24 protein-coding genes and 1 pseudogene are annotated in these 26,147 nt (G+C 68.8%); 13 read left to right on the top strand and 12 right to left on the bottom strand.

Annotation, left to right across the window (positions count from 1 at the left end; all coding sequences use genetic code 11):
- The first annotated feature begins 25 nt into the window (after nucleotides 1-25).
- The gene (locus AXA68_RS07060) at nucleotides 26-1,222 is read left to right on the top strand and encodes an asparagine synthase C-terminal domain-containing protein (protein ID WP_066418423.1); all 1,197 of its coding nucleotides are present in this window, start codon (nucleotides 26-28) and stop codon (nucleotides 1,220-1,222) included.
- 356 nt (nucleotides 1,223-1,578) lie between these two features.
- Here the strand turns inward: AXA68_RS07060 and AXA68_RS07055 are convergent, their stop codons facing one another.
- Nucleotides 1,579-2,247, bottom strand: coding sequence for a uracil-DNA glycosylase family protein (locus AXA68_RS07055; protein WP_066414584.1), 669 nt, complete (start codon nucleotides 2,245-2,247; stop codon nucleotides 1,579-1,581).
- A 390-nt stretch (nucleotides 2,248-2,637) separates the two neighbouring features.
- Between AXA68_RS07055 and AXA68_RS17065 the strand changes: the two genes are divergently transcribed.
- Together AXA68_RS17065 and psmB are read left to right on the top strand one after the other, a co-directional pair.
- Nucleotides 2,638-2,811 (top strand): hypothetical protein, encoded by a 174-nt coding sequence (locus AXA68_RS17065; RefSeq protein WP_198530031.1) that lies wholly within the window; start codon nucleotides 2,638-2,640, stop codon nucleotides 2,809-2,811.
- 215 nt (nucleotides 2,812-3,026) lie between these two features.
- Nucleotides 3,027-3,758 (top strand): archaeal proteasome endopeptidase complex subunit beta, encoded by a 732-nt coding sequence (psmB, locus tag AXA68_RS07050; protein WP_066414579.1) that lies wholly within the window; start codon nucleotides 3,027-3,029, stop codon nucleotides 3,756-3,758.
- 64 nt (nucleotides 3,759-3,822) lie between these two features.
- On the opposite strand, the gene AXA68_RS07045 is transcribed toward psmB, so the two are convergent.
- Nucleotides 3,823-4,566, bottom strand: coding sequence for a protein sorting system archaetidylserine synthase (locus tag AXA68_RS07045; protein WP_066414577.1), 744 nt, complete (start codon nucleotides 4,564-4,566; stop codon nucleotides 3,823-3,825).
- Nucleotides 4,567-4,703: 137 nt separating this feature from the next.
- On the opposite strand from AXA68_RS07045, the gene AXA68_RS07040 reads away from it, so the two are divergent.
- Both AXA68_RS07040 and AXA68_RS07035 read left to right on the top strand, forming a co-directional pair.
- The gene (locus tag AXA68_RS07040; RefSeq protein ID WP_066414575.1) at nucleotides 4,704-5,840 is read left to right on the top strand and encodes an SPFH domain-containing protein; all 1,137 of its coding nucleotides are present in this window, start codon (nucleotides 4,704-4,706) and stop codon (nucleotides 5,838-5,840) included.
- A gap of 65 nt (nucleotides 5,841-5,905) precedes the next feature.
- Entirely contained in the window at nucleotides 5,906-6,508 is a 603-nt protein-coding gene (locus tag AXA68_RS07035; RefSeq protein ID WP_066414573.1) for a winged helix-turn-helix transcriptional regulator, read from the top strand.
- A gap of 6 nt (nucleotides 6,509-6,514) precedes the next feature.
- Here the strand turns inward: AXA68_RS07035 and AXA68_RS07030 are convergent, their stop codons facing one another.
- The 3 genes from AXA68_RS07030 to AXA68_RS07020 all read right to left on the bottom strand — a co-directional run bounded on the left by AXA68_RS07030 (nucleotide 6,515) and on the right by AXA68_RS07020 (nucleotide 8,349).
- Nucleotides 6,515-6,769: a DUF7123 family protein gene (locus AXA68_RS07030; protein ID WP_066414572.1), complete on the bottom strand. Its 255-nt coding sequence runs from the start codon at nucleotides 6,767-6,769 to the stop codon at nucleotides 6,515-6,517.
- 183 nt (nucleotides 6,770-6,952) lie between these two features.
- On the bottom strand, nucleotides 6,953-7,561 hold the full coding sequence (locus tag AXA68_RS07025) for a DUF84 family protein (RefSeq protein WP_066414570.1): 609 nt from the start codon (nucleotides 7,559-7,561) through the stop codon (nucleotides 6,953-6,955).
- Nucleotides 7,558-8,349: a helical backbone metal receptor gene (locus AXA68_RS07020; RefSeq protein ID WP_066414568.1), complete on the bottom strand. Its 792-nt coding sequence runs from the start codon at nucleotides 8,347-8,349 to the stop codon at nucleotides 7,558-7,560. The genes AXA68_RS07025 and AXA68_RS07020 overlap by 4 nt, the downstream gene beginning before the upstream one ends.
- Before the next feature lie 253 nt (nucleotides 8,350-8,602).
- Between AXA68_RS07020 and AXA68_RS07015 the strand changes: the two genes are divergently transcribed.
- The 3 genes from AXA68_RS07015 to AXA68_RS07005 are packed head-to-tail and all read left to right on the top strand — an operon-like array spanning nucleotide 8,603 to nucleotide 10,756.
- A complete protein-coding gene (locus tag AXA68_RS07015; protein ID WP_066414566.1) occupies nucleotides 8,603-9,574 on the top strand; it encodes a transcription initiation factor IIB in 972 nt (323 codons plus the stop codon).
- Between the two features lie 41 nt (nucleotides 9,575-9,615).
- On the top strand, nucleotides 9,616-10,014 hold the full coding sequence (locus AXA68_RS07010) for a hypothetical protein (protein ID WP_066414564.1): 399 nt from the start codon (nucleotides 9,616-9,618) through the stop codon (nucleotides 10,012-10,014).
- Between the two features lie 25 nt (nucleotides 10,015-10,039).
- Nucleotides 10,040-10,756, top strand: a complete 717-nt coding sequence (locus AXA68_RS07005) for a type I 3-dehydroquinate dehydratase (protein ID WP_066414562.1) — start codon at nucleotides 10,040-10,042, stop codon at nucleotides 10,754-10,756.
- Between the two features lie 41 nt (nucleotides 10,757-10,797).
- On the opposite strand, the gene purN is transcribed toward AXA68_RS07005, so the two are convergent.
- A complete protein-coding gene (gene purN, locus AXA68_RS07000) occupies nucleotides 10,798-12,402 on the bottom strand; it encodes a phosphoribosylglycinamide formyltransferase (protein WP_066414560.1) in 1,605 nt (534 codons plus the stop codon).
- A gap of 168 nt (nucleotides 12,403-12,570) precedes the next feature.
- Here purN and purB point away from each other — a divergent pair, with 168 nt between their 5' ends.
- Nucleotides 12,571-14,094 carry an adenylosuccinate lyase gene (gene purB / locus AXA68_RS06995; protein WP_080505171.1) on the top strand — a complete coding sequence of 508 codons (1,524 nt, stop codon included), beginning with the start codon at nucleotides 12,571-12,573 and terminating at the stop codon, nucleotides 14,092-14,094.
- Nucleotides 14,095-14,151: 57 nt separating this feature from the next.
- Nucleotides 14,152-14,799 carry a sensor domain-containing protein gene (locus AXA68_RS06990; RefSeq protein ID WP_066414557.1) on the top strand — a complete coding sequence of 216 codons (648 nt, stop codon included), beginning with the start codon at nucleotides 14,152-14,154 and terminating at the stop codon, nucleotides 14,797-14,799.
- A 19-nt stretch (nucleotides 14,800-14,818) separates the two neighbouring features.
- Here AXA68_RS06990 and mce read toward each other — a convergent pair whose 3' ends face one another.
- Entirely contained in the window at nucleotides 14,819-15,211 is a 393-nt protein-coding gene (gene mce, locus AXA68_RS06985) for a methylmalonyl-CoA epimerase (RefSeq protein ID WP_066414555.1), read from the bottom strand.
- A 135-nt stretch (nucleotides 15,212-15,346) separates the two neighbouring features.
- On the opposite strand from mce, the gene AXA68_RS06980 reads away from it, so the two are divergent.
- A complete protein-coding gene (locus AXA68_RS06980; RefSeq protein ID WP_066414553.1) occupies nucleotides 15,347-16,150 on the top strand; it encodes a formate/nitrite transporter family protein in 804 nt (267 codons plus the stop codon).
- A gap of 84 nt (nucleotides 16,151-16,234) precedes the next feature.
- On the opposite strand, the pseudogene AXA68_RS06975 reads toward AXA68_RS06980, so the two are convergent.
- Nucleotides 16,235-17,910, bottom strand: a pseudogene (locus AXA68_RS06975) (acyl-CoA mutase large subunit family protein).
- Nucleotides 17,911-18,012: 102 nt separating this feature from the next.
- On the opposite strand from AXA68_RS06975, the gene AXA68_RS15910 reads away from it, so the two are divergent.
- Nucleotides 18,013-18,648: an IS6 family transposase gene (locus AXA68_RS15910; RefSeq protein WP_080505290.1), complete on the top strand. Its 636-nt coding sequence runs from the start codon at nucleotides 18,013-18,015 to the stop codon at nucleotides 18,646-18,648.
- 65 nt (nucleotides 18,649-18,713) lie between these two features.
- Here AXA68_RS15910 and AXA68_RS06970 read toward each other — a convergent pair whose 3' ends face one another.
- Both AXA68_RS06970 and AXA68_RS06965 read right to left on the bottom strand, forming a co-directional pair.
- A complete protein-coding gene (locus AXA68_RS06970) occupies nucleotides 18,714-19,658 on the bottom strand; it encodes a DUF368 domain-containing protein (RefSeq protein ID WP_066414551.1) in 945 nt (314 codons plus the stop codon).
- 5 nt (nucleotides 19,659-19,663) lie between these two features.
- Nucleotides 19,664-22,741, bottom strand: coding sequence for an oligosaccharyl transferase, archaeosortase A system-associated (locus AXA68_RS06965; protein ID WP_066414548.1), 3,078 nt, complete (start codon nucleotides 22,739-22,741; stop codon nucleotides 19,664-19,666).
- Between the two features lie 102 nt (nucleotides 22,742-22,843).
- Here AXA68_RS06965 and aglG point away from each other — a divergent pair, with 102 nt between their 5' ends.
- Nucleotides 22,844-23,782, top strand: coding sequence for a glucosyl-dolichyl phosphate glucuronosyltransferase (aglG, locus tag AXA68_RS06960; RefSeq protein ID WP_066414545.1), 939 nt, complete (start codon nucleotides 22,844-22,846; stop codon nucleotides 23,780-23,782).
- 3 nt (nucleotides 23,783-23,785) lie between these two features.
- Here the strand turns inward: aglG and AXA68_RS06955 are convergent, their stop codons facing one another.
- Both AXA68_RS06955 and AXA68_RS06950 read right to left on the bottom strand, forming a co-directional pair.
- The gene (locus tag AXA68_RS06955; RefSeq protein WP_066414542.1) at nucleotides 23,786-24,949 is read right to left on the bottom strand and encodes a glycosyltransferase; all 1,164 of its coding nucleotides are present in this window, start codon (nucleotides 24,947-24,949) and stop codon (nucleotides 23,786-23,788) included.
- Nucleotides 24,950-25,022: 73 nt separating this feature from the next.
- The gene (locus AXA68_RS06950) at nucleotides 25,023-26,147 is read right to left on the bottom strand and encodes a glycosyltransferase family 4 protein (protein WP_066414539.1); all 1,125 of its coding nucleotides are present in this window, start codon (nucleotides 26,145-26,147) and stop codon (nucleotides 25,023-25,025) included.

Genomic DNA, 26,147 nt, shown 5'->3' with positions numbered 1-26,147 from the left:
CTCGCGCCGCGCCGGGGTGGCTCCGATGACCGACGACCGATCCGACGCGAGTCGTCTCCGGGGCGCGTCCCCGAGCCTCGTCGCCGACGCGATCCGCGACCGCGACCCGCTCCCCGGGACCCGTGGATTCGCCGGGTTGCTGGCGGATCCCCCCGCGGCGGTCGACGAGACGGACCGGACCGTCGCCGGCGGACCCGTCCTCGTCCGCGACGTCCTCGGCCGCCAGCCGCTGTTCGTCGAGGCCGACGCGACCGACCCCACCGAGCCGAGGTCGTGGAGCTTCGACCGGCGCGACCTCCGGAGCCCGGAGCCGGTCCCGGCCGGGTCGGTCGTCTCGGCGTCGGGAACCGACCGCCGCTGGCCGCTCCCGACGCCGGCTCCCTCGGGGCCGGAAACCGCCCAGGCCGCCGTCGACGACGCGATCGAGGGGGCCCTCGACGCGTTCGCCGCCGAGACGGCCGACCCCTCGACGGGCCGGGTCGCCGTCGCGTTCTCCGGCGGCGTCGACTCGGCGCTCGTCGCGAGCGCGGTCCCGGACGCGCCGTGTTACGTCGCGGGGTTCGAGGGGTGTCACGACGTCGCGGCCGCGCGCGAGACCGCGGCCGAGATGGGTCTAGACCTGCGGGTGGTGTCGCTCTCGCACGACGACCTCCGGCGGGCGATCCCCGAGATCGCGTCCGCGACCGGCCGCCGGAACCCCATGGACCTCAACATCGCCGTTCCGTTATACCTGACCGCGGAGGCGGCCGCGGCCGACGGGGTCGACCGGCTGGCGGTCGGCCAGGGGGCGGACGAGCTGTTCGGCGGCTACAGCAAGATCGTCGACCCCGCGGACGACGACCGGGTCGACGCCGACACGGTCCGAGGGGCGCGGACCGAGACGGTCCGGACGCTGCCCGACCAGCTCGAGCGCGACGTGCCGGCGCTGCGGGCCGCGGGAGTCGAGCCCGTCGCGCCGCTGCTCGACGACCGCGTCGTCGACGCCGCGCTCCGGCTGCCGGGCGAGCTGCTCGCGACCCCCGACGAGCGGAAGGTGGCGCTCCGACGCGCCGCGGCCGGGCGCGTCCCCGAGTCGGCGCGAACGGCCGACAAGAAGGCGGTCCAGTACGGCACGTACGTCTCGCGGGAGATCGATCGACTCGCGCGGCAAAACGGGTTCAAGCGGCGGATGGAGGACCACGTCGGGCGGTACGTCGACGCGCTGATCGAGGGCGACGCCTGAGTCCGGTTCGCGCCGAAACACGGCCTTACGTCGAAATACCGGCTTGCGTCGAAAACCGGCCCGTGCGGGCCGGTCCTGACCAAGCCGCACGTTGGAGTACCAGTCCTGCGGCCGACGCCCGATCGATCCGGGCGTCACGAAAACGAAAGCCGGGTATCGTATAAAATTCGAGCAGTGGCGACAAATATGACCGCCCCGAGCGAGTGAATCTCACCGATCCTCGGGGTGAACGCGTCTATTTCGGGACGAACGTCAGATCTCGTCCCCGTACTCGGGTCGGAATTCGACGCTTCCGCGACGGCGCGCCCGTGGCGCGAGGATGCCGCCCCAGCCTCCACCCGTCGCCCCGTCTCCGATCACCTGACGAGGTACGGGTCGCTGCCGGCGATGAACCGGCCGAGGTCGGTCTCGCGCCGGAAGTCGGTCGAGCGGAGCCGCCGGAGCCCCTCGACCAGCTCGTCGGCGTCCCCGTCGTCCCACTCCGCGGGGTCTTTGATCGGGAGGACGAGCCATCCGGACCCGAGCAGCTCCTCGCCGTGGAGCGCGTCCATGTCGACCTCGGTCTTCCACGCGCGGGCGGTGTACTGCCGGAGGACGTGGTCCGTGGCCTTCGCGCCGACCGGGAGGAGGACGTGTGCGGCGATGGCCCGGAGCTCCGCGTCGAAGTACCGGTCCATGTCGTCGTAGGAGGCCGCGGTCGGCTCCCCGTCGGCCAGACACATGTGGAGGTACGAGAGGTACGTCCGGTCCGTCGACACCCGGCCGGGATCGTCGTCTCCCGTTCCGGCCGGGCCGTCGCCCTCGTCGATCCCCGCGAGGAGGCCGGCGTCGGTCAGCGCGCCGAGGAACGCCGGCGACCACGGCTCGCCGGTGAAGGGGATCCGCTCCTCGAGACCGCCGTGGACGCCGGGGTGGTCGCCGATCACGTGGAAGTCGGCGTTGGCGTCGCCGTACCCCGGCACGAACGCGGCACAGTCCGGCCGCATCCCGAACGGGTTGCGCGTGCGGTCGGTGACGTTCTTCACGGAATCCGGTAGGAACGCGACCCGTAATAGCCCGTTCGATACCGGACCGTGCCGACGGACGGCCGTGCTGCGGCGTCGACGCCGATCGTGAGTGTCCGCCGACGCCGACCGTGGGCGTCCGCCGACGGCCACGGCGAGCGCCCGTCGACGCCCACGACGACCCCCCGCCGAGAGCCGGTGCAGGTAGGCGCATGCGCACCGAGGGATTCTCATAACTTATGGAAACGAGTCGGGTTCGACGGGCTTGGGATACGCCTCGATCGCGATCCGACGGCGGACGTTCAACGGATCCGAAACGTTCGAGAGAATCGCTAGACTGCGCCGGGGTAGGTGTGGCGCGTCGGTCACAAAGTATATATACGACCCTCGACTGCGGACCATCGAAGACCCATGTTCGACCGCATCCGCACGGCGGCCCTCTTCGGGCTCCACCAGGCGACCGTCGCCATCGGGATCTCCGCGTTCCCCGTGGCCGTCTTCGCCCGCAAGCGACTCGGCATCAACATCCCGGTCCACCGGCTCGTCGAGACCACCACCGAGGCGATCGAGGCCGCCGAGGAGTAATCCGAGCGAACGCTTCTTCGAGGTCCGTCCGACCCGACACCCGCGAGCCGCCGCTGCGGTCGTCCGCTCCCTCGACTCTCCGATCGTCCGCCGGGTTTCGGCCCGTTCCGGCCGCTCTCCTCCCGACCGGTTTCCACCCCGGAAATGGTCGTCGGAACCGGCGGCCGGTCCCCGAAGGGTTGCCTTTATCAGCGCGAGGGGCCAACGAGGCGGTAATGCGAACACCGACCGACGATCTCTCCGACGGGGCGTCCCTCGAACTCGGCCGCGACCAGCCGGTCTTCGGCCCGGAGCTCGGCGAGTTCGAACACAGCGAGCGCCGCGCCGCACAGGCCGACGGCGAGGGCGAGATGAAGACCGGCACGACGACGGTCGGCATCCGCACCGCCGACGGCGTGGTGATGGCGACGGACATGCGCGCCTCCCTCGGCGGGATGGTCTCCTCGAAGGACGTCCAGAAGGTCGAGGAGGTCCACCCCCGCGGCGCGCTCACCATCGCCGGCTCCGTCTCCGCCGCCCAGAACCTCATCTCCACGCTCAAGGCGGAGACCAACCTCTACGAGGCCCGCCGCGGCAAGGACATGTCGATGGAGGCGCTCTCGACGCTCACCGGCAACCTCCTCCGGACGGGCGCGTTCTTCATCGTCCAGCCGATCCTGGGCGGCGTCGACGACGAGGGAGCCCACATCTACTCCATCGACGCCCTCGGCGGCACCACCGAGGAGGAGTACACCGTCACCGGCTCCGGCTCGCAGTACGCCCTGGGTGTCCTCGAACAGGAGTACCACGACGACGTCACCGTCGACGAGGCGAAGGGCATCGCCGCGAAGGCGATCCAGTCCGCCGTCGAGCGCGACCTCGCCTCGGGCAACGGGATCAACGTCGCCGTCGTCACCGAGGAGGGCGTCGACATCACCCGCCACAAGGACTTCGACGAGCTGCTGTAGACGGCTCCGCCGGGATCCTTTTTTCGCTATCTCGCTTCCGCCGCGAGTGGCTCTCACGTCGGTTTTAAGCCCGCTCGACGTCCTCCTCGGGCGGTCGGATGCCGTCGCCCCAGTAGAAGTGCGGACCCAGGAGGAGGTAGCCGCCGGAGAGGAACAACAGCGCGAACGCGAACCCCTCGCCGATCCACGGGGGAAGCGCGGCCGTGAGCGCGTGCGCGACCGGCGTCACCACCACCGCCGCCTGGACGAACCCCATCACGAGAGCGTCCTGGGCGTGGAGGTCGGGGTACGTCACCGTCGACCCCATGAGCACCGCGAAGGCCGCGGTCGCGACGACGAGCGGGACCGCCGCGGTGTAGCCCGCCAGCACCGCGGCGGCGAGGACCGTCGCCGCGAGCGTCGTCGGGACGCCGACGGTCTCGCGGCTCCCGCTGTCGTAGGCCGTGTACAGCCCGAGCCGGGCGACCGCCATCGCGACGAAGAGCGCCGCGGCCCCGAGGCCGCCGGCGACGAGGAGCGGACCCGCGGCGGCCGGGTCGTCGCCGAGGACGATGGCGGCCACGAGGGCGGCGGGCGCGACGCCGAAGGAGGCGACGTCCGCCAGCGAGTCGAGGTACGGCCCCGCCGGCGTCGACCCCCGGTGTCTGGCGACCACGCCGTCGAGGCCGTCGGCGATGGCGGCCAGCAGGATCAGCCGGGCCGCCAGGGCGGCGTCGACGGTGGCGGCGACGACCGCGAGGAAGCCGACCGCGGCGTTGGCCACGGTGACCGCGTCGGCGAGGCCCAGCCGACCGACCCGCAGAGACATACCGGATCGGTCGACGACCCCGCTTTTAGGGTTTGTTATCCGCTCGGCGGCGCGGACTCGGTCCGACGGCTCCGATCCGGACGCCCGAGGCCGGTCCGCGGGCGAACTATTAAGCGTCCGATGGCCTAACCCACGGTATGGACCCACTTCCCCTCCAAACCGGTTTCGGACTGGTGAGCGTCGGCCTCCTGTTTCTCATGCTGGTGGTCGTCACGCTCTGGCAGTCCGTCGAGATCGTCGACGCCTACGACAAGGAGGCGTTGACGGTGTTCGGCGAGTTCCGGAAGCTGCTCGAGCCGGGCATCAACTTCATCCCGCCGTTCGTCTCGCGGACGTACGCGTTCGACATGCGGACGCAGACGCTGGACGTGCCCCGCCAGGAGGCGATCACGCGGGACAACTCGCCGGTGACGGCGGACGCGGTCGTCTACATCAAGGTGATGGACGCGAAGAAGGCGTTCCTCGAGGTCGACGACTACAAGAACGCCGTCTCGAACCTGGCTCAGACGACGCTCCGGGCCGTCCTCGGCGACATGGAGCTCGACGACACCCTGAACAAACGCCAGGAGATCAACGCCAAGATCCGCCGCGAGCTGGACGAGCCGACCGACGAGTGGGGGATCCGCGTCGAGAGCGTCGAGGTCCGCGAGGTCAACCCCTCGAAGGACGTCCAGCAGGCGATGGAGCAACAGACCTCCGCGGAGCGCCGCCGCCGCGCGATGATCCTCGAGGCGCAGGGGGAACGGCGCTCGGCGGTCGAGCAGGCGGAGGGTGACAAGCAGTCGAACATCATCCGCGCGCAAGGGGAGAAACAGAGCCAGATCCTCGAGGCGCAGGGCGACTCGATCTCGACGGTGCTTCGCGCGCGCTCGGCGGAGTCGATGGGCGAGCGCGCGATCATCGAGCGCGGCATGGAGACGCTCGAGGAGATCGGGAAGGGCGAGTCGACGACGTTCGTGCTCCCGCAGGAGCTCACGAGCCTCGTCGGCCGCTACGGCAAGGCGCTCTCCGGATCCGACGTCCAGGAGATGGAGGGTCTCGAGGGGCTCGAGTTCGACGGGGACACCCGCAAGATGCTCGGGCTCGACGACATCGACGAGATCCTCGGGCAGATCGACGAGGCGGCCCAGATGGACGTCGAGGAGCTCGAGAAGGAGGCCGAGGCGGTCAAGACCGGCGACGCCGGCGCGAACATCAAGTCGGCCGACGAGGTCATCCAGGAGATGGACGAGGAGGTCCCCGACGGCGAGGTCGAGCCGGCAGAGGAGAGCTGAGGCGGGATTCGGCCGTTTCCGACCCGAACGAAGCGCTTTTGCCGGGCGATCGCGTACCACGGAGCGTGACCGAAGAGGTCGACGAGCGGAAACGTCGGACGCTGCGGCGGTTCGCCGCCGTCGGAGCGGCCGCCCCGTTCGTCGGAACCGCGAGGGCCGCGGACGACACCAACGAGACGCGGGAGGCGATCCGGGGGTACGTCCCCGCCACCCCGGGCGCGCACTTCTCGAAGCTCCGCGACGACCTCCGGCTCGGTACGGGCGAGGCCCAGCACCACCTCCGGAAGCTCGAGGCGGACGGCGAGATCGAGTCGGCGAAGGACGCCGACTACCGCCGGTACTTCCCGGCCGGCCGGTTCGACGACCTCGACAAGCGGGCGCTCGGCTACCTCCGCCGGGAGACGCCGCGCGGGATGATCCTCGCGCTGTTATCCGATCCCGACTCGACCGGCGCGGAGCTCGCCGACGTGCTCGGCGTCTCCCGGCCGACGATAAGCGCCGCGGCGGGCGATCTGGCCACCGCCGGCCTCCTCGACCGCAGCGAGGGCTACGAGCTGACCGAGCCGGAGCGACTCCTGACGCTCGTCGTGCGGTACGCGGACTCCTTCGACGCCGACGCGGTCGCGCTCGCCGACGAGGCGGCCTCGCTCGTCAGCTACGACCCGTGATCGCCGCTAGGCCGTCACCATCCACGTCGTGCCCGAGGAGTAGCCCCACTTCTCGACATCGACGTCGCCGGCCGCGTCGGCGACCGCGCCCATGTTCGCGCCGACCTCCTTCGCGGAGAGGCCGAGCTCGTCGGCGATCAGCCGCGACTTGAAGTAGGTCTTGTCGTCCGCGTTGGCTCGGAGGTACTCGAGGATCCGCGTCTGTTTCTCGGAGAGGCCGGTCGGTTCGACCGCGACGGGCTCCGCGCGTGCCGTGCTCATGTCACCACACAGGAAGGCTACCCTCAAAAGGCGGTTGGTAGACCGGGTTAACACCGCCACGTCGTGCGGTTTCGACGCGATATCGGCTCGTCCGCCCTCCGCCGACGGGCCGTTCCGGTACGAACTCCGAATCTCGAACCCCGAACCGACCCCTCCGGGAGACGGGCCCGGATCGGTCCCGTGTCAGTACAGGTCGGAGACGAAGGGGCCGAGCGCCCCGGCGACCGCGGCGGCGAGCGCCTCGTCGCGGTCGAGGCTTCCGTTCGTCAGGGCGCCGGCGGCCCCGCCGCGTCGCGCGACGCCCGTGGTGTCGAGCACGTCGTCCATCACCGGTCCCAGTTCGGCTCCACCCTCGATCCGGGCGGCGACGCCGTCGGGGAGCCGGAGGCTCGGCCCCGCGCCGCGGCCGGCGCGGTCGCCGTCGTCGACGGCCGCCCACATCACGAGGAAGAGGCCGTCGATGCCATCGAACCGGGCGACGCCGCCCTCGAGGCCGACGCCGAGGTCGTACGCGCCTTGCTCGAGGACCGCCGCCGCCCGGTTCTCCGCGCCCGCGACCGTCTCGGCGTGGCCGGTCGGCTGCTCGCTCACGCCGGAGTCGACCGGGACCGCCTCGATCGACTCGACCGCGCCGGGCGATCCGGCGGCTCCGTCCGCCTCGGTGGAGCCGTCCGCCCCGACCGCCTCGGTGGAGCCGTCCGCCCCGACCGCCTCGAGCGCCCGCTCGACCGCCCGCCGCTTGGCGGGGTTGCCGCTGCCGACGCCGAGCCGCAGGCCCCGGTCCGTCGTCACGGCTCCCCCTCGTCGGCGAACAGCCCCGCGAGCCGCTCGATCCCGTCGATCAGCGCGGGGCTCGGCTGGTTCAAGAGCGAGTCGTCGATCACGTGGACCGGCGCGTCGATCCACTCCCGGTCGGCGACGGTCGCGGGGTCGACCCGGTCGCCGCGGCCGCAGACGTGGACGACGACCTGATCCGGATCGGCGGCCGCGACGGCCTCCGGGTCGACCTCGCGGGAGCGCTCGCCGGCGTCGACGAACGGGTAGCGGCCGCCGGCCGCCCGGACCGCGTCGGGGACCCAGTTGCCCGCGGCCATCGGCGGGTCCGACCACTCCTCGCAGTAGACGACGGGGCGGTCCGCGGCCGTGTCGGTCGCGTCGCCGCCCGTGCCGGCAGCCGCGTCGCCGATCGCCTCGATCCGCTCGCGGGCCTCGGCGGCCAGTTCCGCGCCCGCGCCCGGGCGGCCGACCGCGTCCGCGATCCCGCGGAACCCCTCGAGCACGTCCGCGAGCGTGGCCGGCTCGCGGTGGTCGACGGCGAGCCCTCGCTCGCGACACTCCTCCGCGATCCCGGCCTGGAGGCCGTCGCTCGTGAACACCACGTCCGGGTCGAGTTCGGCGACGCGGTCGAGAGACGGGGTCGTCCACCCGCCGACGGCGACGGGATCGGTGTCGTGTGCCGACCCGGCGGTCGGCGGCGGCTCGCAGTGGTGAGTGACGCCCACCAGGCACTCGGCCGCGTCGAGCGCCGAGAGGGTCGCGGTCGCGCTCGGCGCGAGCGAGACGACACGGGGGTTGCTCATCGGTGGCGGGTTCTCCCCCGTCGCTCGAAAACGTTCGGATCGCACGGCGGATCCGGCGGGCGGGTTCGTCGGCCGCCGGACCGACGAACGCTCGTCGACGCTCGTCGACGCTCCCGTGAGGATACATCGTCATCGATCGTGTTCATTCGTCGCCGGCGCGGCGACACGTTCCGGGTCTTTTAAGTTACGTTCGCCCGTCTACCGGACAAGACTGCTCCCGAGCGTTCTCGATTACACCGGGGGACAGAGAGCTATGACCGAACGACTACATACCCGAGGGAGTCGCACCCGCGGGGAGACGGAGGAGGAATCGGAAAGCACCGACGAGACGCTGCGCTGTCCGGAGTGTGACGGCCAGGTCATCAACGACGAGGAGCACGGCGAGACGGTGTGTGCGGACTGCGGACTCGTCGTCGAGGCGGACTCGGTCGACCGCGGGCCGGAGTGGCGCGCGTTCGACTCCCGCGAGAAGGACGAGAAGTCCCGCGTCGGAGCCCCGACGACGAACACGATGCACGACAAGGGCCTGTCGACCAACATCGACTGGCGCGACAAGGACGCGTACGGCCGGTCGCTCGGCGCGCGCCAGCGCCAGAAGATGCAGCGGCTCCGCAAGTGGAACGAGCGGTTCCGGACGCGCGACTCGAAGGAACGGAACCTGAAACAGGCGCTCGGCGAGATCGACCGGATGGCCTCGGCGTTAGGGCTGCCGGACAACGTCCGCGAGACCGCCTCGGTCATCTACCGCCGAGCGCTCGACGAGGACCTGCTCCCCGGCCGATCCATCGAGGGTGTCTCCACCTCCTGTGTGTACGCCGCCGCCCGGATGGCGGGCGTCCCGCGCAGCCTCGACGAGATCGCCGACGTCTCCCGCGTGGAGAAGGCGGAGATCGCCCGGACGTACCGCTACGTCGTCCGCGAGCTCAAACTCGAGGTCAAGCCCGCCGACCCCGAGCAGTACGTGCCGCGGTTCGCCTCCGATCTCGAGCTCTCCGAGGAGTCGGAGATGCGCGCGAAGGGCCTGTTGAAGAACGCGAAGGAGAAGGGCGTCCACTCCGGGAAGTCGCCGGTCGGCCTCGCGGCCGCCGCCGTCTACGCCGCCGCCCTCCTCACCAACGAGAAGACGACGCAGGCCGCGGTCTCGGAGGTCGCCGACATCTCCGAGGTCACCATCCGCAACCGCTACCACGAGCTGCTCGAGGCCGAGGACGGCCTCGTCGCGTAGCGCGGACGACTCGCTCGTTTTCACCACTCCGACCACACGACATGTCCCGCTCCCGCGACCTGCTCTCCGGCGGCTCGCTCGTCCTCGTCGCCGGCTGGTTCCTCGTCACCACGGGCGCGGGCGGCGGCCGCGCGGCGCTCGTCGTCGCCGGCGTCGGCTGCGGGCTCGCCGGCGTCGCGTACCTGCTCGCCGGAGCGGACGTCGAGGCCGTCGCCGGCCGCGACCTCACGCCCGACCGCTTCCGCGCGCTGGCGATCGTCGCGCTCGGGGGGTCGATCGTCGCGCTCGGGCTCGACGGCGTCGCCGACGGCCTCGACGCGCTCTCCGTCGTCCTGCTCTGCGGCGGCCTCCTCGCGGTCGCCGCCGGCTGGCTCCGGGCCGTCCGCGCCGGACGCGTCGAGGGCGTCCCACCGGAGTCGGGGCCGGACGGGGAGAGTTAACTTCCCCACCGCCGAAGCTCCGGGCATGTTCGAGGAGTTCGTTCTCGCGGCGAGCACCGCCGACCTGTCCGCGGAGCCACGTGCCCGCGGGGCGGCCGACGCCGTGGAGTTCCGCATGGATCTGGCCGACAATCCGCTCGAGCAGCTCGCGGCCTACGACGGCGAACTCCCGCTCGTCGTCACGAACCGCGCGGACTGGGAGGGAGGCGAGGCCGACGACCTCGGGCGGTACGACGCGCTCGCGGAGGCGCTCGCCCACGACGCGGTCGTCGCCGTCGACGTCGAGCTCGCCGCGCTCCGGGGGAACGCGCCCGCCGGCGAGCGCTCGCACGCGACCGCGCTCCGCTCGAGCGCCCGCGAGGCGGGCGTCGAGGTGATCGCCTCCGTCCACGACTTCGAGTCCACCCCCGAGGTCGGCACGCTCGTCGACCTTCTCGCGGACGCGGCGAACGAGGGCGACGTGGGGAAGCTGGCGACCACCGCCAACGGTCGCGAGGACGCGCTCGCGATGCTGCGCGCGACCCACGAGGCGACCGCCGCGGGCCACCGGGTCGCGACGATGTGTATGGGCGAACCCGGTCGACACACCCGCGCCGTGGCCCCGCTGTACGGCTCGCGGATCGGGTACGCGCCGGTCGACGCGGCGGACGCGACCGCACCCGGCCAGTACCCGCTCGCGACGCTCCGCGACCTGGTCGACGGGTTGCGGGAGGAGGGAGACGAATCGGGAACGGGACGGTAGACGGGGTCGAAGCGGTAGAGCGAGACGGGACGGTAGCCGGCTCAGTCGTGGCGGAAACAGCGCGATCCGGTGAAGGCCATCGCCATGTCGTGTTCGTCGGCGGCGGCGATCACGTCCTCGTCGTTGACGGAGCCGCCGGGTTGGATCACGGCCTCGATGCCGGCGTCGGCCGCCTCCTCGATCGCGTCCGGGAACGGGAAGAACGCGTCGGAGGCCATCACCGCGCCCTCGGCCGACTTCCCCTCCGCGTCCTTCTCCGCCTTCATCGCCGCGAGCGTGACGGCGTCGACGCGGGAGACCTGCCCCATGCCGACGCCGACCGTCTCGGTGCCCGTCGCGAACAGGATGCCGTTGGACTTGACGTGTTTGAGCGTCCGCCAGGCGAACAGCATCGTCTCGATCTCCTCCGCGGAGGGCTCGCGCTCGGTGACGACCTCGAGGTCGTCGGCGGTCGGCGACTGGCGGTCGCGCTCCTGGACGAGCCGCCCCCCGACGATCGGCTTCTCGACGAACCGCTCGGAGAAGCGGTCCTCCCCCTCGCCGAGCGGCCCCACGTCGAGCACGCGGAGGTTCTTCTTCTCCGTGAGCACGTCGAGCGCGCTGTCGGTGTAGCCGGGCGCGACGACGACCTCCTTGAACGACTCCGCGATCGCCTCGGCGGTGTCGGCGTCACACCGGCGGTTCAGGGCGACGATCCCCCCGAACGCCGACTTGGCGTCGGTCCGGAGCGCGCGGTCGTACGCGTCGGCGAGCGTGTCGCTCGTCGCGCAGCCGGCGGGGTTGGTGTGTTTGATCACGGCGGCGGCCGGCTCGTCGAACTCCTTTATCAGCCCGAGCGCGGCGTCGGCGTCGTTGTAGTTGTTGTACCCCATCCCCTTCGATCCGGGGTTCAGCGCCTCGGCCCCGACGACGCTCGCCTCCTCGCAGGCGGGATCGGCGTACAGCGCGGCGTCCTGGTGGGGGTTCTCGCCGTAGCGCAGCGAGTCGGCGCGGTCCTCCGAGACGAACCGCCGGGCCGGGAAGGAACCGCCGGTGTCGCCGTCGACGCGGACCGATCGCGGGATCCCGTCGTCGTCGGTCTCTATCTCGACGTTCCCCTCCGCGAACCACCGGACCGCCCGCGGGTACGCGGTGAACTCCGCCTCCTGGAGCACCCGCCGTTTCAGCGACGCGGCGTCGTCGTCGGCGTAGACCGGGACCGGCTCCTGGGTGAGGATCGGGCCGTCGTCGACCGCCTCGGTGACGAGGTGGACGGTACAGCCGGTCGTCCTGACGCCCGCCTCGAGAACCTGTTCGTGGGCGTCGGTGCCGGGGAACGCCGGCAGCAACGAGGGGTGGACGTTCAGCGTCGTCGGGGCGGCCGTGAGGAACTCCTCCGTGAGCACGCGCATGTAGCCGTCCAGACAGACGACGTCGAAGTCGTACCCCGAGAGCCGGTCGAGGATCCGTCGCTCGTGGCTCTCGCGCGACTCGCCCTCCTCGCGGACGACGACCTCGGTCGGGATCCGCCGCTCGGCGGCCGCCTCGATGATCGGCGCGCCCTCGCGGTTCGTCAGGGCGACCGACAGCTCCGCGCCGCCCGGCGCGACGTCGGCGATGTGTCGCAGGTTCCGTCCCCGGTTGCTGGCGAGTCCGGCGATCTTCATGTCCGATCCCTCCGACCGCCCGCGTTTATCCGTTACGGTCGTCGCCGGGCGAATATACACGATCGAGGATAAGACGATGGAACGATCGCCGATACCGGGGCGAGAGTATACACTTCCGTGGGTAGCGTCATCGACACGCTTTTGCGCGCGCCGTGGGCACTCGCGGACATGATCGACGACCCGATCCCCGGACTCTCCCGTTCGGACCCCCTCGCGGCCGTCTCCCCGCTCGACGGGCGGTACGCCGGCCGAACCGCGCCGCTCTCGCCGTACGCGAGCGAGGCGGCGCTCATGCGGGCGCGGACCCGCGTGGAGGTGGAGTACCTGATCGAGCTGGCCGAACTCGAGGCGACGCCCGTCGCGCTCGACGGGGCGGAGGCCGCGGCCCTGCGCGACCTCCACGAGTCCTTCTCCGCGGAGGACGCCCGGCTGATCAAGGACCTGGAGGTCGAGGGCGCGGCCGGATACGCCGCCACCAACCACGACGTGAAGGCGATCGAGTACTTCCTGCGGGTGCGCCTGGCGGAGCTGGGCGAGTCCGGCTCGATCGCGGAGCCCGAGGCGCTGTTCCCGTGGATCCACTTCGGCCTCACGAGCGAGGACGTCAACAACCTCGCACACCGGCTGCTCGTCGGGCCGGCGGTCAGCGAGGTGCTCGTGCCCGCGGTCCGGGAGGTGCGCGACGCGCTCGTCGAGCTGGCTCACGAGCACCGCGACACGCCGATGCTCGCGCGGACGCACGGCCAGCCGGCGACGCCGACGACCTTCGGCAAGGAGATGGCCGTCTACGCCGCGCGGCTCGGTCGCGCGCTCGGCCGCGTCGACGCCGCGGTGGACGGACTCTCGGGCAAGCTCGCCGGCGCGTCCGGCACCTACGCCGCCCACGTCGCCGCCTACCCCGACGTGGACTGGCGGGGCGTCTCCCGCTCCGTGGTGTGGGGGCTCGGGCTCGACCACGCGTCGCTCGCGACGCAGGTGAACCCGTGTGACGACCTCGCGGCGCTGTTCGACGCGCTCCGGGGCGTGAACAACGTCCTCCTGGATCTGGACCTGGACGCGTGGCTGTACGTCTCCGACCGCTACCTCGGGCAGCGCGCCGTCGAGGGCGAGACCGGATCGTCGACGATGCCGCACAAGGTGAACCCGATCGACTTCGAGAACGCCGAGGGGAACCTCTCGAAGGCGAACGCCGATCTGGTCTTCCTCGCCGACTACGTCACCACCTCCCGGCTCCAGCGCGACCTCTCGGACTCGACCGTGAAACGCAACGTGGGGGCCGCGTTCGCGCACTGCCTGATCGGCTACTCGAAGACCGCCGACGGGCTCGCGAAGGTGGTGCCGAACGAGGTCGTCATGCGCGAGGAGCTGGAGGCGACCCCCGAGGTGATCGGCGAGGCGGTCCAGACGATCCTCCGGCGCGAGGGGGACACCGACGCCTACGAGCGCGTCAAGGAGCTCACCCGCGGCTCGCGGGTGACCCTCGAGGACTTCCGGGCGCTGTTCGACGACCTCGACGTCGACCCGGCCGTCCGCGAGGAGCTGCGGGCGCTCACGCCGGCCGGTTACACCGGGATCGCGGCCGACCTCGCGGACGGCGTGGCCACGGAGGGCGCCGAGGCGGCCGAGACCGTCGACGGGGCGGGAGACGGTTCCGACGCGGACGCCGACACACGCGACGAGCGTCGAGAGTAGCCCGTTCTCCGAACCGAGAGCGTAACCGTTTTTTCGCGAGCCGCCGGCCGGACACCCATGGTCTCCCTCCGTGAGCCCTCCTCCGTTCCGATCGTCGGCGTCGTCGCCGACCGTCGGACGTACGCGAACCTGGCGTACCTGCTCGTCGGCGCGCCGCTCGGTATCGCCTACTCGATGCTTCTCACCTCCGGGGTCGTGTTCGGGACCCTCCTCTCGCTCGTCGGCGTCGGGGTCGCGGTCCTGTTCGCGACCCTGATCGGGTCCCGGCTCCTCGCCGGGATCGAACGCCGGCTGGCGAACGCCGCGTGGTCGCTCGACCTCCGGCCTCCGGACGACGTCCCCGACGACGCCGACGGGTTGCTCCCGCTCGCGAAAGGGTACGTCGACGCGTCGTCGACGTGGGGGGGACTGGGATTCCTCTCGTTGAAGGTCTGGATCGCCGTCCCCGCGGTGTTCCTCCTGTTCGGGATCGCGACGGCGCTCTCGCTCGTCGCCGCCCCGGTCCGGTACCCGTACACGGTCGAGTTCGGGACCGTCAACGGCGAGCCGGTCACGTGGGCGATCGATACCCTCCCGGAGGCGGCCCTGGCGGTGCCGGTCGCGCTCTGTGGGCTCGTCGTCGTCCTCCACGCGTCAAACGCGGTCGCGTACGTCGCCCGGCGGATGGCGGTCGGCCTCCTCGGCCGCGGCCGGAGCGGCGGGTGAGTCCGCGGCTCCGCCGGACTCACTCGCTCGACCCGACGAACTCCACGAGCACGCCGCCGGTCGACCGCGGGTGGAGGAACGCCACCTCGTGACCCCACGCGCCGGGACGCGGCTCCTCGTCGACGAGGTCGACGCCGAACTCGCGCGCGCGGTCGAGCGCCGCGGGGAGGTCGTCGGTCGCGAGCGCGACGTGGTGGATCCCCGGCCCCTCGCGGTCGAGGTAGTCGCGTATCGTCCCCTCCGCGGCCGGCTCCAGCAGTTCGAAGTATCCGCCGTCGGCGAACTCGAGGAAGACGACGCGCATCCCGTCGAACGTCTCCTCGTGGGCGACGGGGGCGTCGAGGAGGTCGGCGAACAGGTCGGCGAGGTCGGCGGCGTCTCGCGTGGCGACGCCGACGTGATCGAAGCGCATGCCGGACGGTCGGGCGTCGCCGACTTATAATCGAGCGGCGCGAGTCGGATCGGCGGGGTGTAGGGCGGACCCCATCGGCAGGGCCCGCCCCGAGGGAAAGGTTTGGGTGCCGCGCAACGAGAGATCGAACGAGTCGTGTCCGACCAGAACCCCGACGCGCAGACGGAGCAGAAGACCTCCCGGACCATCCTCGATACGATCCTCGAGGGCGCGCTCCACGAGATGAACCGCGAGCGGTCGGGACTGCTGCTCTCGGGGCTGTCCGCGGGCCTCGACATCGGCTTCGGTCCGCTGATGATGGCGGTGGTGTTGACGCTCTCGCCCGGCGGGTTCGGCGACCTCACCACCGAGCTGCTGTTGGCGAGCGTCTACTCCATCGGGTTCATGTTCGTGATCCTGGGCCGGTCGGAGCTGTTCACCGAACACACCACGCTGGCCGTGATCCCCGTCCTCGACGGCCAGGCGTCGATCCGCGATCTGGGCCGGCTGTGGGGGCTGGTGTACGTCGGCAACCTCGTCGGCGGGCTCTGTTTCACCCTGCTCGTGATCCTGTTGATGCCGGAGCTCGGCGTCGTGACGCCGGCGGCGTTCGAGACGATCGCGTTGAAACTCGTCACCCACGACCTCCCGTGGCTGTTCGTTGGCGGCGTCTTCGCCGGGTGGCTGATGGGCCTCCTGGCGTGGCTGATCGCGGCGGCCCAGGAGACGACGAGCCGGCTGATCCTCGTGTTGGTCGTCACCGGGACCATCGGTCTCCTCCACCTTCCGCACTCGATCGCGGGCAACGTGGAGGTGTTGTTCGGGCTGTTCATGTCGCCCGCGATCACCCCGGCCGACTACGTCGGATTCCTTGTTCTGGCGACGGTCGGAAACGCCTTCGGCGGCGCGGTGTTCGTCGCGCTGTTGAAGTACGGCCACGTCGTCCGCGGCGCGAACTGAGGGGGCTCGGCGTCCCTCCGATCGCGGGATTCGACGCCCCGTCCGATCGCGGGGTTCGCCGCCCCGTCCGACCGCGAGTCGACCTCACCGAGTCGGGCTGTACTCGCCGAATTCCTCGCGGAACACGTCCGATATCTCTTGGACGGTCGCGTACGCCTTCACCGCGTCGACGATCGGGGGCATGACGTTCTCCTCGCTCCGTGCGGCCTCCCGGACCGCGGCGAGCGCGGCGTTGACTGCCTCGTCGTCGCGGTCGGCCTTCACCGCCGCGAGCCGCTCGCGCTGTTCGGCCTCCTGTTCGGGGTCGACCTCCTCTAAGTCCATCTCCGGCTCCTCGTCCACCTGGAACTCGTTGACGCCGACGATCACGCGTTCGCCCTCCTCGATCTCGCGCTGGCGCTCGAAGGCCACGTCCTGGATCTGCCGTTGGACCCACTGGCTCTCGACCGCCTCCAGGGCCCCGCCGCGGCGGTCGATCTCCTCGATGATCTCGAACGCCTCCTCCTCGATCCCGTCGGTGAGGCTCTCGACGTAGTAGCTCCCGGCGAGGGGGTCGATCGTGTCGGCCGCGCCCGACTCGTGTGCGAGGATCTGCTGGGTGCGCAGGGCGGTCCGAACCGACTTCTCCGTGGGGAGCGCGAGCGCCTCGTCCTTCCCGTTCGTGTGGAGGCTCTGGGTCCCCCCAACACCGCAGCGAGCGCCTGGTACGCCACTCGAACGACGTTGTTCTCGATCTGTTGGGCGGTCAGCGTGGAGCCGCCGGTCTGGGTGTGGAACTTGAGCTGTTTCGACTTGGGGTTCTCGGCGTCGAACCGCTCGTCCATGATCTGCGCCCACATCCGGCGTGCCGCCCGGAACTTCGCCGCCTCCTCGAAGACGTTGTTGTGGGCGTTGAAGAAGAAACTGAGTTGCGGAGCGAACTCGTCGACGTCGAGGCCGGCGTCGAGGGCGGCCTCCACGTACTCGATCCCGTTCGCGAGCGTGAACGCCACCTCCTGGGCGGCCGTCGAGCCCGCCTCGCGGATGTGGTACCCCGAGATGGAGATGGTGTTGAACCCCGGCACCTCCTCGGCACAGAACGCGAAGATGTCGGTGATGAGCCGCATCGACGGCTCCGGCGGGTAGATGTAGAGGTTCCGCGCGACGTACTCCTTCATGATGTCGTTCTGGATCGTCCCGCGGAGCTCCTCGCGCGGGACTCCCTGCTGGTCGCCCATCGCGACGTACATCGCGAGCAACACGGCGGCGGGCGCGTTGATCGTCATCGACGTGGAGACCTCGTCGAGGGGGATGCCGGAGAAGACGGTCTCGAAGTCGTCGAGCGTGTCGATGGCGACTCCCGAGCGACCGACCTCGCCCTCGGCCATCGCGGCGTCGGAGTCGTATCCCATCTGCGTCGGGAGATCGAACGCCATCGAGAGCCCCGAGGAGCCCTCGTCGATGAGGTAGCGGAACCGTTCGTTGGTCTCGGCGGCCGTTCCCATTCCGGCGTACTGCCGCATCGTCCAGAGCCGGCCGCGGTGCATCGTCGAGTAGACGCCGCGCGTGTACGGTTCTTCGCCGGGGAAGCCGGCGTCCTCGCGGTAGTCGTGATCGGCGACGTCGGCGGGGGTGTACAGCGGATCGACCGACTGGCCGCCGGTGTCGGTCGTGAACTCCGCTTCGCGCTCCCCGAATCGGTCGACGGTGTCGCCGTAGGTTCCCTCCTCCCAGGACTCCTTCGCCTCCCGGATCTCGGCAAGCTCCTCGGGGTCGTACATTACCTACACGGTCGACCGACCGCGACTTAACGGTTGACCCGACGCACGGGGCGGTGTTCAGATAAGGGTGAAGAGTGAGGCGGTGTGTTTTCTGAGTGGTTGATGCCCGAAAACACACGCCTCACCGGTAGTATCGACCAGATCGAATTAGGTTTTGTGGAACGAGAAGCGACACCGAGATTGCTGATGAAGCTCGGTATTCAGCTCCATCTCGCTGTGTTATCACTTTCGAATACCGTTTCTATTCTTGAGATATTCGGTGTCAAACGTGCTCGATCAACCGTTCATAATTGGGTTCACAAGGCCGATTTACAGCCCGAAACTGGGCGGTGCCCGGATCACGTTGCGGTTGACGAGACTGTGATCCGGCTCAACGATGAGCAATATTGGCTGTATGCCGCCGTCGATCCCGAGACAAACGAATTACTCCATACGAAGCTTGAGCCGACGACAACAAAGGTGTTCGCACATTCGTTTCTGACGGAACTCTCCGAGAAACACGACGTCTCCGACGCCGTGTTTCTCGTCGATGGATCGCACTCGTTACAAGACGCGTGTCATCGTCACGGCTTCGATTTCAGATACGAAAAACATGGAAATCGGAACAGCGTTGAACGTGTCTTTAGAGAAATAAAACGTCGAACTGTCTGTTTCTCAAACTGTTTCAGCAACGCCAAAGCAGAAACCGCCGACGATTGGATCAGATCGTTCAGCTTCGCATGGAATCAGCTTATCTGAACACTACGACGCACGGCGAACGCGCTCGAAGTCCGCGGAGCGAGCGTTCCCGAGCCCGCCCGAACTCAGTACTCCAGCACGCCCGCGTGCCGGTCGACGGCGATCACGGCGACCGCGCCGGCGACCGCGGCGGCCGCGAACCGCGGGAACGCGCTCGTCCAGGTCTCCCCGGAGTCGGCGAGCCGCATCGAGACCTCGATCACCGGCGCGCGGAGCGCGCCGACGATCAGGCTCACGAGGAACGCGAGCGTCGCGGCGCGGGCGGCCTCGAGCGCACGGCGCACCGCGTGGGCGATCGTGAACAGCCCGACGACCCCGCCGGCGAGGAACGCGACGATCGGCGGGAGCGCCCCGGCGATCCCGGCGGTCCCGTCGCCCGCGGCCGCCGCGGCGATCCCGTCGAGGAACGCGGCGAGCGTCCCCGACATGAACTCGTACTGGCCGAGAACGACCAGGAGAAGCGATCCGGAGAGACCCGGGAGGACCATCGCGCTGACCGCGATCGCCCCCGAGACGAAGACGACGGGGAGCGCGTGGCCGAGCGCGGTCGCGGCGTACCCCGACGCGAGAAACGCCGCGAGGAATCCGCAGACCGCCGCCGCCTTCCTGCTCGTCGTCTCCAGGTCGACCGCCCCGTAGAGCACGAAGGCGGAGGCGGCGATCAGCCCAAAGAAGAACCCGTAGGTCGCCACGGGAACCGCCGAGAGGAGCGCGTCGACGAGACTCAACACGAGCACGACCGCGGTCCCGATCCCCGCGCCGAGGACGGCGAGAAACCCGCCGTCGACCTCGCGGAACGCGGCCCGCGCGTCCGCACGCCCGCTCGCCCGGACCCCGGCGAGCACCCGCGCGATCCGGTCGGGATCGATCGCGGTCACCGCCGCTATCAGCCGCTCGTAGATCCCGACGATCAGCGCGATGGTGCCGCCGGAGACGCCCGGAACCGCGTCGGCCGACCCCATCGCCAACCCCTTCAGGTACACCGCGAGCCAGTCCCGGGCGTCCGCCATCCCGATCAGGCCGCCACGGCGACGCGGTCGGGCGCGGCGAGCGAGCCGCTCGACTCGTTCGTCCTGCCGTCGGTCGTACCGTCATCGCCTCCGCTGTTTCCTCCCGACAGAACCGGTTGGAGTTCAACGGTCGCAGCGGCATCGTTCTCGCCGATCACTTGGCCCTCGGTAACGTTCACCTGTCCGGCCTGCGGGGTCACGTCGCCGCCTCCCGACGCCACACCCGTCGTGATCTCGTAGGGGCCGGTCGCCCGTACGCTCGTGTTGGTGTACCCCTCTTCGGGCCCGAACTCGTCGTATCCGGTTGTCGAGTACGGCACTGTGAACTCGAAGTTCCCGTCATCGTCTGCCTCCGTATACTGCTGGTAGACGAACGTCTCGCCGGATGGCTTCTCCATTTCGACGGCTGCGCGAACTTCTTCACCCGGCTCTGCGCCACTTCCCTCGATCGTCGCGCCGGGGACGCGCTCGAACGTCTTCACCCAGTCGTCTTGGAACGCGGCGAGCACAGACTCGCCGAGAACTTCTTCGAAATTCAAGCCGAGCTGCTGGAGAACGCTCACCTGTCGTGCCGAGGCAGACTGTCCCTGCGACTCGGTGGCGTGGACGAGCCGATGGTGTTCCAGCGCATCAACGCGTTCAGCGGGAAGCCCACCGACGCCGCCGACCTGCGCGCTGCCATCCTCCTCGACGAACGCACGCGCTGCGGAGACGTTCTCGAACTGCCGGATCATCGTACGCGGGTTCTCCGGGACCACGGCGAGTTCGACCTGTTCACCGTCCGCGGTTTGGGCTGTTCGTGTGTCCCAGTTGACAACGACGGGGCGAGGCTCGACCGCACTGCCGTAGTGCTCGTACAGCCGGATCATCTGGCTCTCATGATAGCGCTGGGTGTTCACGTACATCAGGCTCTGGAATCCACCCTGATCTGTCGGCCGATAGAGGGGTCGGTTGAAGTCCTCCCGCGTCACGTTCCCCTCGTCGTAGAACGTGACCGGCGCGCCGAACTTGGAGTTCGGCGAGGCCATCTGGCGGTCGACCATCACGTACCGGGTGTGTTCGCCCTCCGTGCTCTGGCTCGCGAGCACCTCCCGCGCGGCCTCCTCGCTCGGCGCGAGCAGGTAGTTCGCCGCTTCGTCGGCGTTCTGCTGGAACGGGTTGGCGTTCGGGATCCGCTCCGCGCGGGTCGTGATCCAGTGCCCGTAGTCCCACCACGACTGGACACCGTACGCGCCCTCCGGGTACTCGAAGTCGCCGTCGGCGGGACGCTCGTAGGTGCCGTAGTACTCCATCGGGTTGTCGGCACCCTCGAGTTCGCCCGGGTGCGGCGTCTCCTCGTTCATCCACTGGAGGCTCTCGTCCCACTCGACGACGCTGCCCGGCCCGGTCGAGTTGCCCGCGGTCCACACCGGCGTGGCGACGCCCACGAGCGGCACGAGGAGGACGGCGAGCACCGCGAGCGCGGTCAACACCTGCCACCCCTCGATCTCGCGGAGGGCGTCGAGCGAGTCCAGGTCGATCGCGTCGAAGGTGACCTGGAGGAAGTACGCCGCGCCCACCGCGACGACCACCGCGAGGTAGTAGTTGAAGCGGCTCTGGGTGAACGCGGCGCTCCCGATGAACGCCGCCCACACGACGAAGTACAGCTCCTCGGCGTCGTACTCGACGAGGAACGTCGCGCCGACGAGGAACCCCGCCGCGACCACGAGCCCGACTACCTGCCAGCTCACGCCGACGACGCCGCCGATCGCGTCGTACAGTTGGGGCACCGCGTAGACGGAGCCGACGACGGCGAGCGCCGCGGGGATGTACAGCGTGTGGTTCGGATCGTCGGAGCGGTAGAGCGGACGCGCGACGACGTAGAGGACCGCCGCGAGCGCGAGGAAGAAGGCGAGGCCGTACTGGCCGAGAACGAAGTCGGCGAAGGAGGCGTTCTGAAGCGGCGGCTGGCCCTCGCCGATCGTCTGGAACGTGGCGCGGGCGCTGAACCCGACGAAGTTCAGGAGGTTGCTCGAGAGCATCGACCACAGCGACGGGAGCGCCAGCCAGAGGAAGCCGGCGGAGGCGACGATCAGGCCGCCGACGGCCGCCGGATAGGTGTCGGGAGTCAGGTCGTCGCGCGCCTCCCACTGGCGGGCGAGCCACGCGAGGAAGACCGCTCCCGCGGCGACGCCGAGCGGGAGTACGACCTGGAGCAGCGAGTAGCCCGTCACGTCGAACGAGAACGTGTCGATGGGTATCAGCTGCATCAGGCCGGCGACGCCCATCGCGATCCCGCCCGCGAAGGCGATCGGTTCGGGAGTCTTCTCGTGATACACGTCGCTCGTGATCTTGACCGCGAGGTAGACGCCGGTGAACCCGACCATCAGGATCCCCGGCTGCCACGTCCAGATGTAGAGGCCGAGCGCGACGCCCGCGGCCGCGGCGTACGCGGCGGGTCGGCGGAGGGCGTCCCAGTCGCGGTCGACGACGAGCTCCCAGACGGGTGCCTCGCGCTCCGCGACCGCGAAGGCGACGAGGAACCCGAGGACGGCGACCGACTGGAAGAACACCTCGGCGGCGCTGTGGTCGGGGAACCCGACCAGCGAGTAGCTGAAGAACGTGCCCGGGAGGAGCGCGAGCACGCCGGACGACACGAGGGCGGCCGGACGGTCGACGAACCGGCGCGCGATGAAGAACGTGGGAACCGCGACGAGGGATCCCGCGATGGGTGCCATGATCAGCATGACCTCCTCGGGGCCGCCCATGATCGGACCGGCGATCCAGATGCTCACGGCCATGATGTGGTCCCAGAGGGTGCCGAACTGTCCGGCCGACCGTCCGAACGGGAATCCGGTCCACACGTCGTACGGGAGCGTGTTCGGCCAGTTCTCGAGGAGATAACTTGTCTCGCGGAGGTGGTACCATGGGTCGTTCCCGCGGAAGTACACCTCGCCGTCGATGATGAAGTTCCCGTACGAGCGGAGCCGTGTCCACAGCATGAAGACCAGTATCCCGAGGAGGGCCGGGACGTGATACCACTGTTGGAGCAGATCGCGCGGGGAGCGCCCGTCCTCCTCGGCGGTATCCGTTCGTTCGCTCATTACACGGGAACACTCCGAAAACGTCCATAAGCCTTGTTATAACTGGTCGACGACGACGGGAGGTCAGAATGTTTATTCGTCCACCTCCGAAACCATCGACCGATGAAGGTCTCCGTCGTCGTCTGTACGTACACGATGGACCGCTACGACGTGTTCACGGAGGCCGTCGAGAGCGCGCTTTCTCAGACGTACGACCCGATCGAGGTCGTGTTGGTGATCGACGGGAATCCCGAGGTGTACGAGCGGGCGGTCGCGGACTTCGGCGACCGCGAGAACGTCGTGATCCACGACAACGAGGAGAACCGCGGGATCTCCTACAGCCGGACGAAGGGCGCGGAGTTGGCATCCGGAGAGATCGTCGCGTTCATCGACGACGACGGCGTGGCGGAGAGCGACTGGATCGAGTCGCTCGTCGAGGTGTACGAGACGACCGACGCGATCGCGGTCGGCGGTGACGTGCGACCGAACTGGCAGGGTGACCGTCCGAACTTCTTTCCCGAGGAGTTCTACTGGCTCGTCGGCTGCGTCGAGCCCGACTTCGCCGAGGACGGCGAGGAGGTCCGGAACACGTACGGGTCGAACATCTCGTACCGCCGCGGGAAGTTCCTGGAGGTCGGCGGCTACGATCCGAACACCGGACGGAAGGGTGACAAACACCTCCAAGCGCACGAAGCGCCGGTGGGGATTCGTCTGTTAGAGGAGTTCGGGAGGGGGATGGTGTTCACCGAGGGCGCGGTCGTCCACCACACCCTGTTCGAGTATCGAGGGGAATTCCGTTGGCTATTGTTCCGGTCGTTCTGGCAGGGGTATTCGAAGCGCGTGATGGATCTGTTGTACCCCGATGCGCCCGACGACAAGGGAGATTATCTGAAATGGTTGCTGACGGACAGGGTACCACGCCGGGTGGAGGGATTGATCCGGTCTCCTTCCATGGCCGCAGTGACGCAGCTGGCGGCGATCGGCGCGTTCACCGGAGCGGTCGGGTTGGGATACTTGTACGCGGTGGTGACGCCGAACCTCGTTGAGAAGGCGAATCGGTAATTATCAGTACTGTTCGTACCAGTCCGGAACTATTCGAGAACGCTCGACTGCCTCGGTGACCGCGTTTGTCATCCCCTCGTGAAACGCCGAGACTGAAAACCGGTCCGCGAACGACGCGATCTCGTCTGGAGACCACTCGATCCCGTCCGTCTCGAACCGTACGACCGCTTCATCGATCGACGGACTGCCGTCGCGTGAGTGGCGATAACCGTTCTTTCCGGGAACGACTTGGTAACGCGTCATACCCTCGTCGATTCCCAGCAGCGGTGTTCCGGCGGCGAGTGCCTCGACAGGAGCAATACCGAAATCCTCGTCGCGTCCGTTGAACACGAACGCCTTCGCGCCTGCGAGCAATTCTCGCTTCCGTTCCTCGGGGACAAATCCAGCGAATTCGACGTTCTTTCCGGCCATTTCCTCCAGCGAATCTCGTTCTGGTCCATCGCCGGCGACGATCAACTGCTGATCCAGCCCGTTGAACGCCTTCACGATTCCGTCGACGTCCTTGTGCCAGTCGAGACGCGAGAGCGTGAGGTAGTAGTCCTCCGTCTTGGCGTCGTCAGGGGAGTACGCGGACGTGTTGACGGGTGGATAGACAACTCGGATCCGGTCCTCGTCGACACCCCAGTAGCGGACGACACGGCGTTTCACGACCTCGGAGTTCACGACGAACAGGTCCGGTTTGTGTGTGTTGTGATCGTAGGCGACTCGCATCGCGTAGTAGAGCAGAAGCTTCGGCGACGCGAATCGAGCGGACGTGACCTCGTCGATCTGGTCCGATTGCCGACGATTTGTGTGGTGGATATAGGCGATCCAGGTCTGGTCGTCGGGTGGAACGTAGAACAGCGGTTCGTTCCCGCTAGTGACGAGCACATCATACACACGGAGAGGCTCGGCGATCTGCCACCCGAGCAGGTGAGCGAACTGTTTGGCGAGGCCGTCACGCTCCAGTGCCCAAGCCAAGAAGCGTCCTTCGATGAGTTGTTCGGATTCGATGTCATCGGGTTCAACATCCTCATCGCGCCAGCCAACGAAGAATGGAGCGTTCTCGAAGACACGAGAGAGTTCCCAGGCGAGTCGGTCGCCGCCGCCGTTAGCGTGTTCGCCCCAGTGGGCAACGGCAAGACTTCCGTTCGTCGCGTCCCTTGCTCGCCTGCCGTCGTCAGTCATCACTTGTTTTCGACACCCCATAGGCATATTGTTCACGCCTCGTGGACTGCCGATTGTCTCGAACGACCTGTGTTCATTCGCCAAGAACGCGCTCGTAGGCGGCTTCGAACTGGGGTACAACGGTGTCAGAGCTGTAGCGCTCCCGGACCAGGTGTGCGTTTTCGACACCGATTCGGTCACGATGTTTGCTGGCATGCTCGATACACACTGCCAGTCCGGAGGAGTCGGCGGGCTCACAGCGTAGCGCAGGTTGCGGCACCGTCTCCGCAGGCCCTCCCACGTCCGTCGCGACGACGGGTAGTCCCGCCTGCATCGCCTCTAGTATCGTCCGGCCAAACGGCTCCGGCCAGACGCCAGGGTGGACGAACACGTCCGCGCTCGTGTAAGCCTTCGTGACCCGTTCGTAGGGGATTTCACCCGTGAGATCGATTCGCTCGTTAGCCTCGCTCGCGGCAGCTCGTCGCTCTAGGGATTCCTTCTCCGGTCCGTCACCAACGATTTTTAGTTCGTATGCGGAGCACAGGTGGTCCATCGCGTCGATGAGATGACGAACACCCTTCGAATCACGGAGATAGCCGACGTACAGCAGTTGGGTGCGCTCCGAATCGCCTGAGGTCCGTTCGGGAACCTCAAAGGAGGGATCCAGCATGTTCGGCACTACCTCGTAGTCGGCGTCGGCGAAGCCGTGTTTCCGATAGACCTGCTCCACCGCACTACTGAGCGGGAGAAACAGATCGATGTTTCGCATCTGTCGCTTCAGTCGTGGCCGTTCAAAACGAAGAACGGTCCGCTCATACACCTTCCGCTGGAGTGACGGCGTGATGCTAATGTCGCCCCAGTCGATGAGCGGGTAGGCGTTCAGCGTCGCGACGGCCGGGACACCGAGATGCGCTGAGAGCCGACCGACTGTAGGATGGAGGTGCATGTTGTACGCGTGAAGCACGTCGCAGTCGAGATCTTCTTCACGGAGTTTTCGATAGGCGATCTCGTTCGGGAGCGTGTAAGGGTATTGGGGCACGTCGGCGAGACGACGAACCGGAACGCCACCGACCGTCTCCTCTTTTTCCCCGTCGAAGGCGTACACTGTCACGTCGGCCACGTTGTGCTCTTGTAACTGTTCGGCGAGTAGGCGAGCGCTTATTTCGCCGCCACCGGCGTGAGTCGGCGGATAGCGGGGCGTGACGAGGGCGGTTTTCAT

The organism is Halorubrum aethiopicum (assembly GCF_001542905.1).
Lineage (GTDB): Archaea > Halobacteriota > Halobacteria > Halobacteriales > Haloferacaceae > Halorubrum > Halorubrum aethiopicum.
Note: the sequence above shows the minus strand (reverse complement) of the source record. Positions and strands in the feature narration are given on the sequence as shown.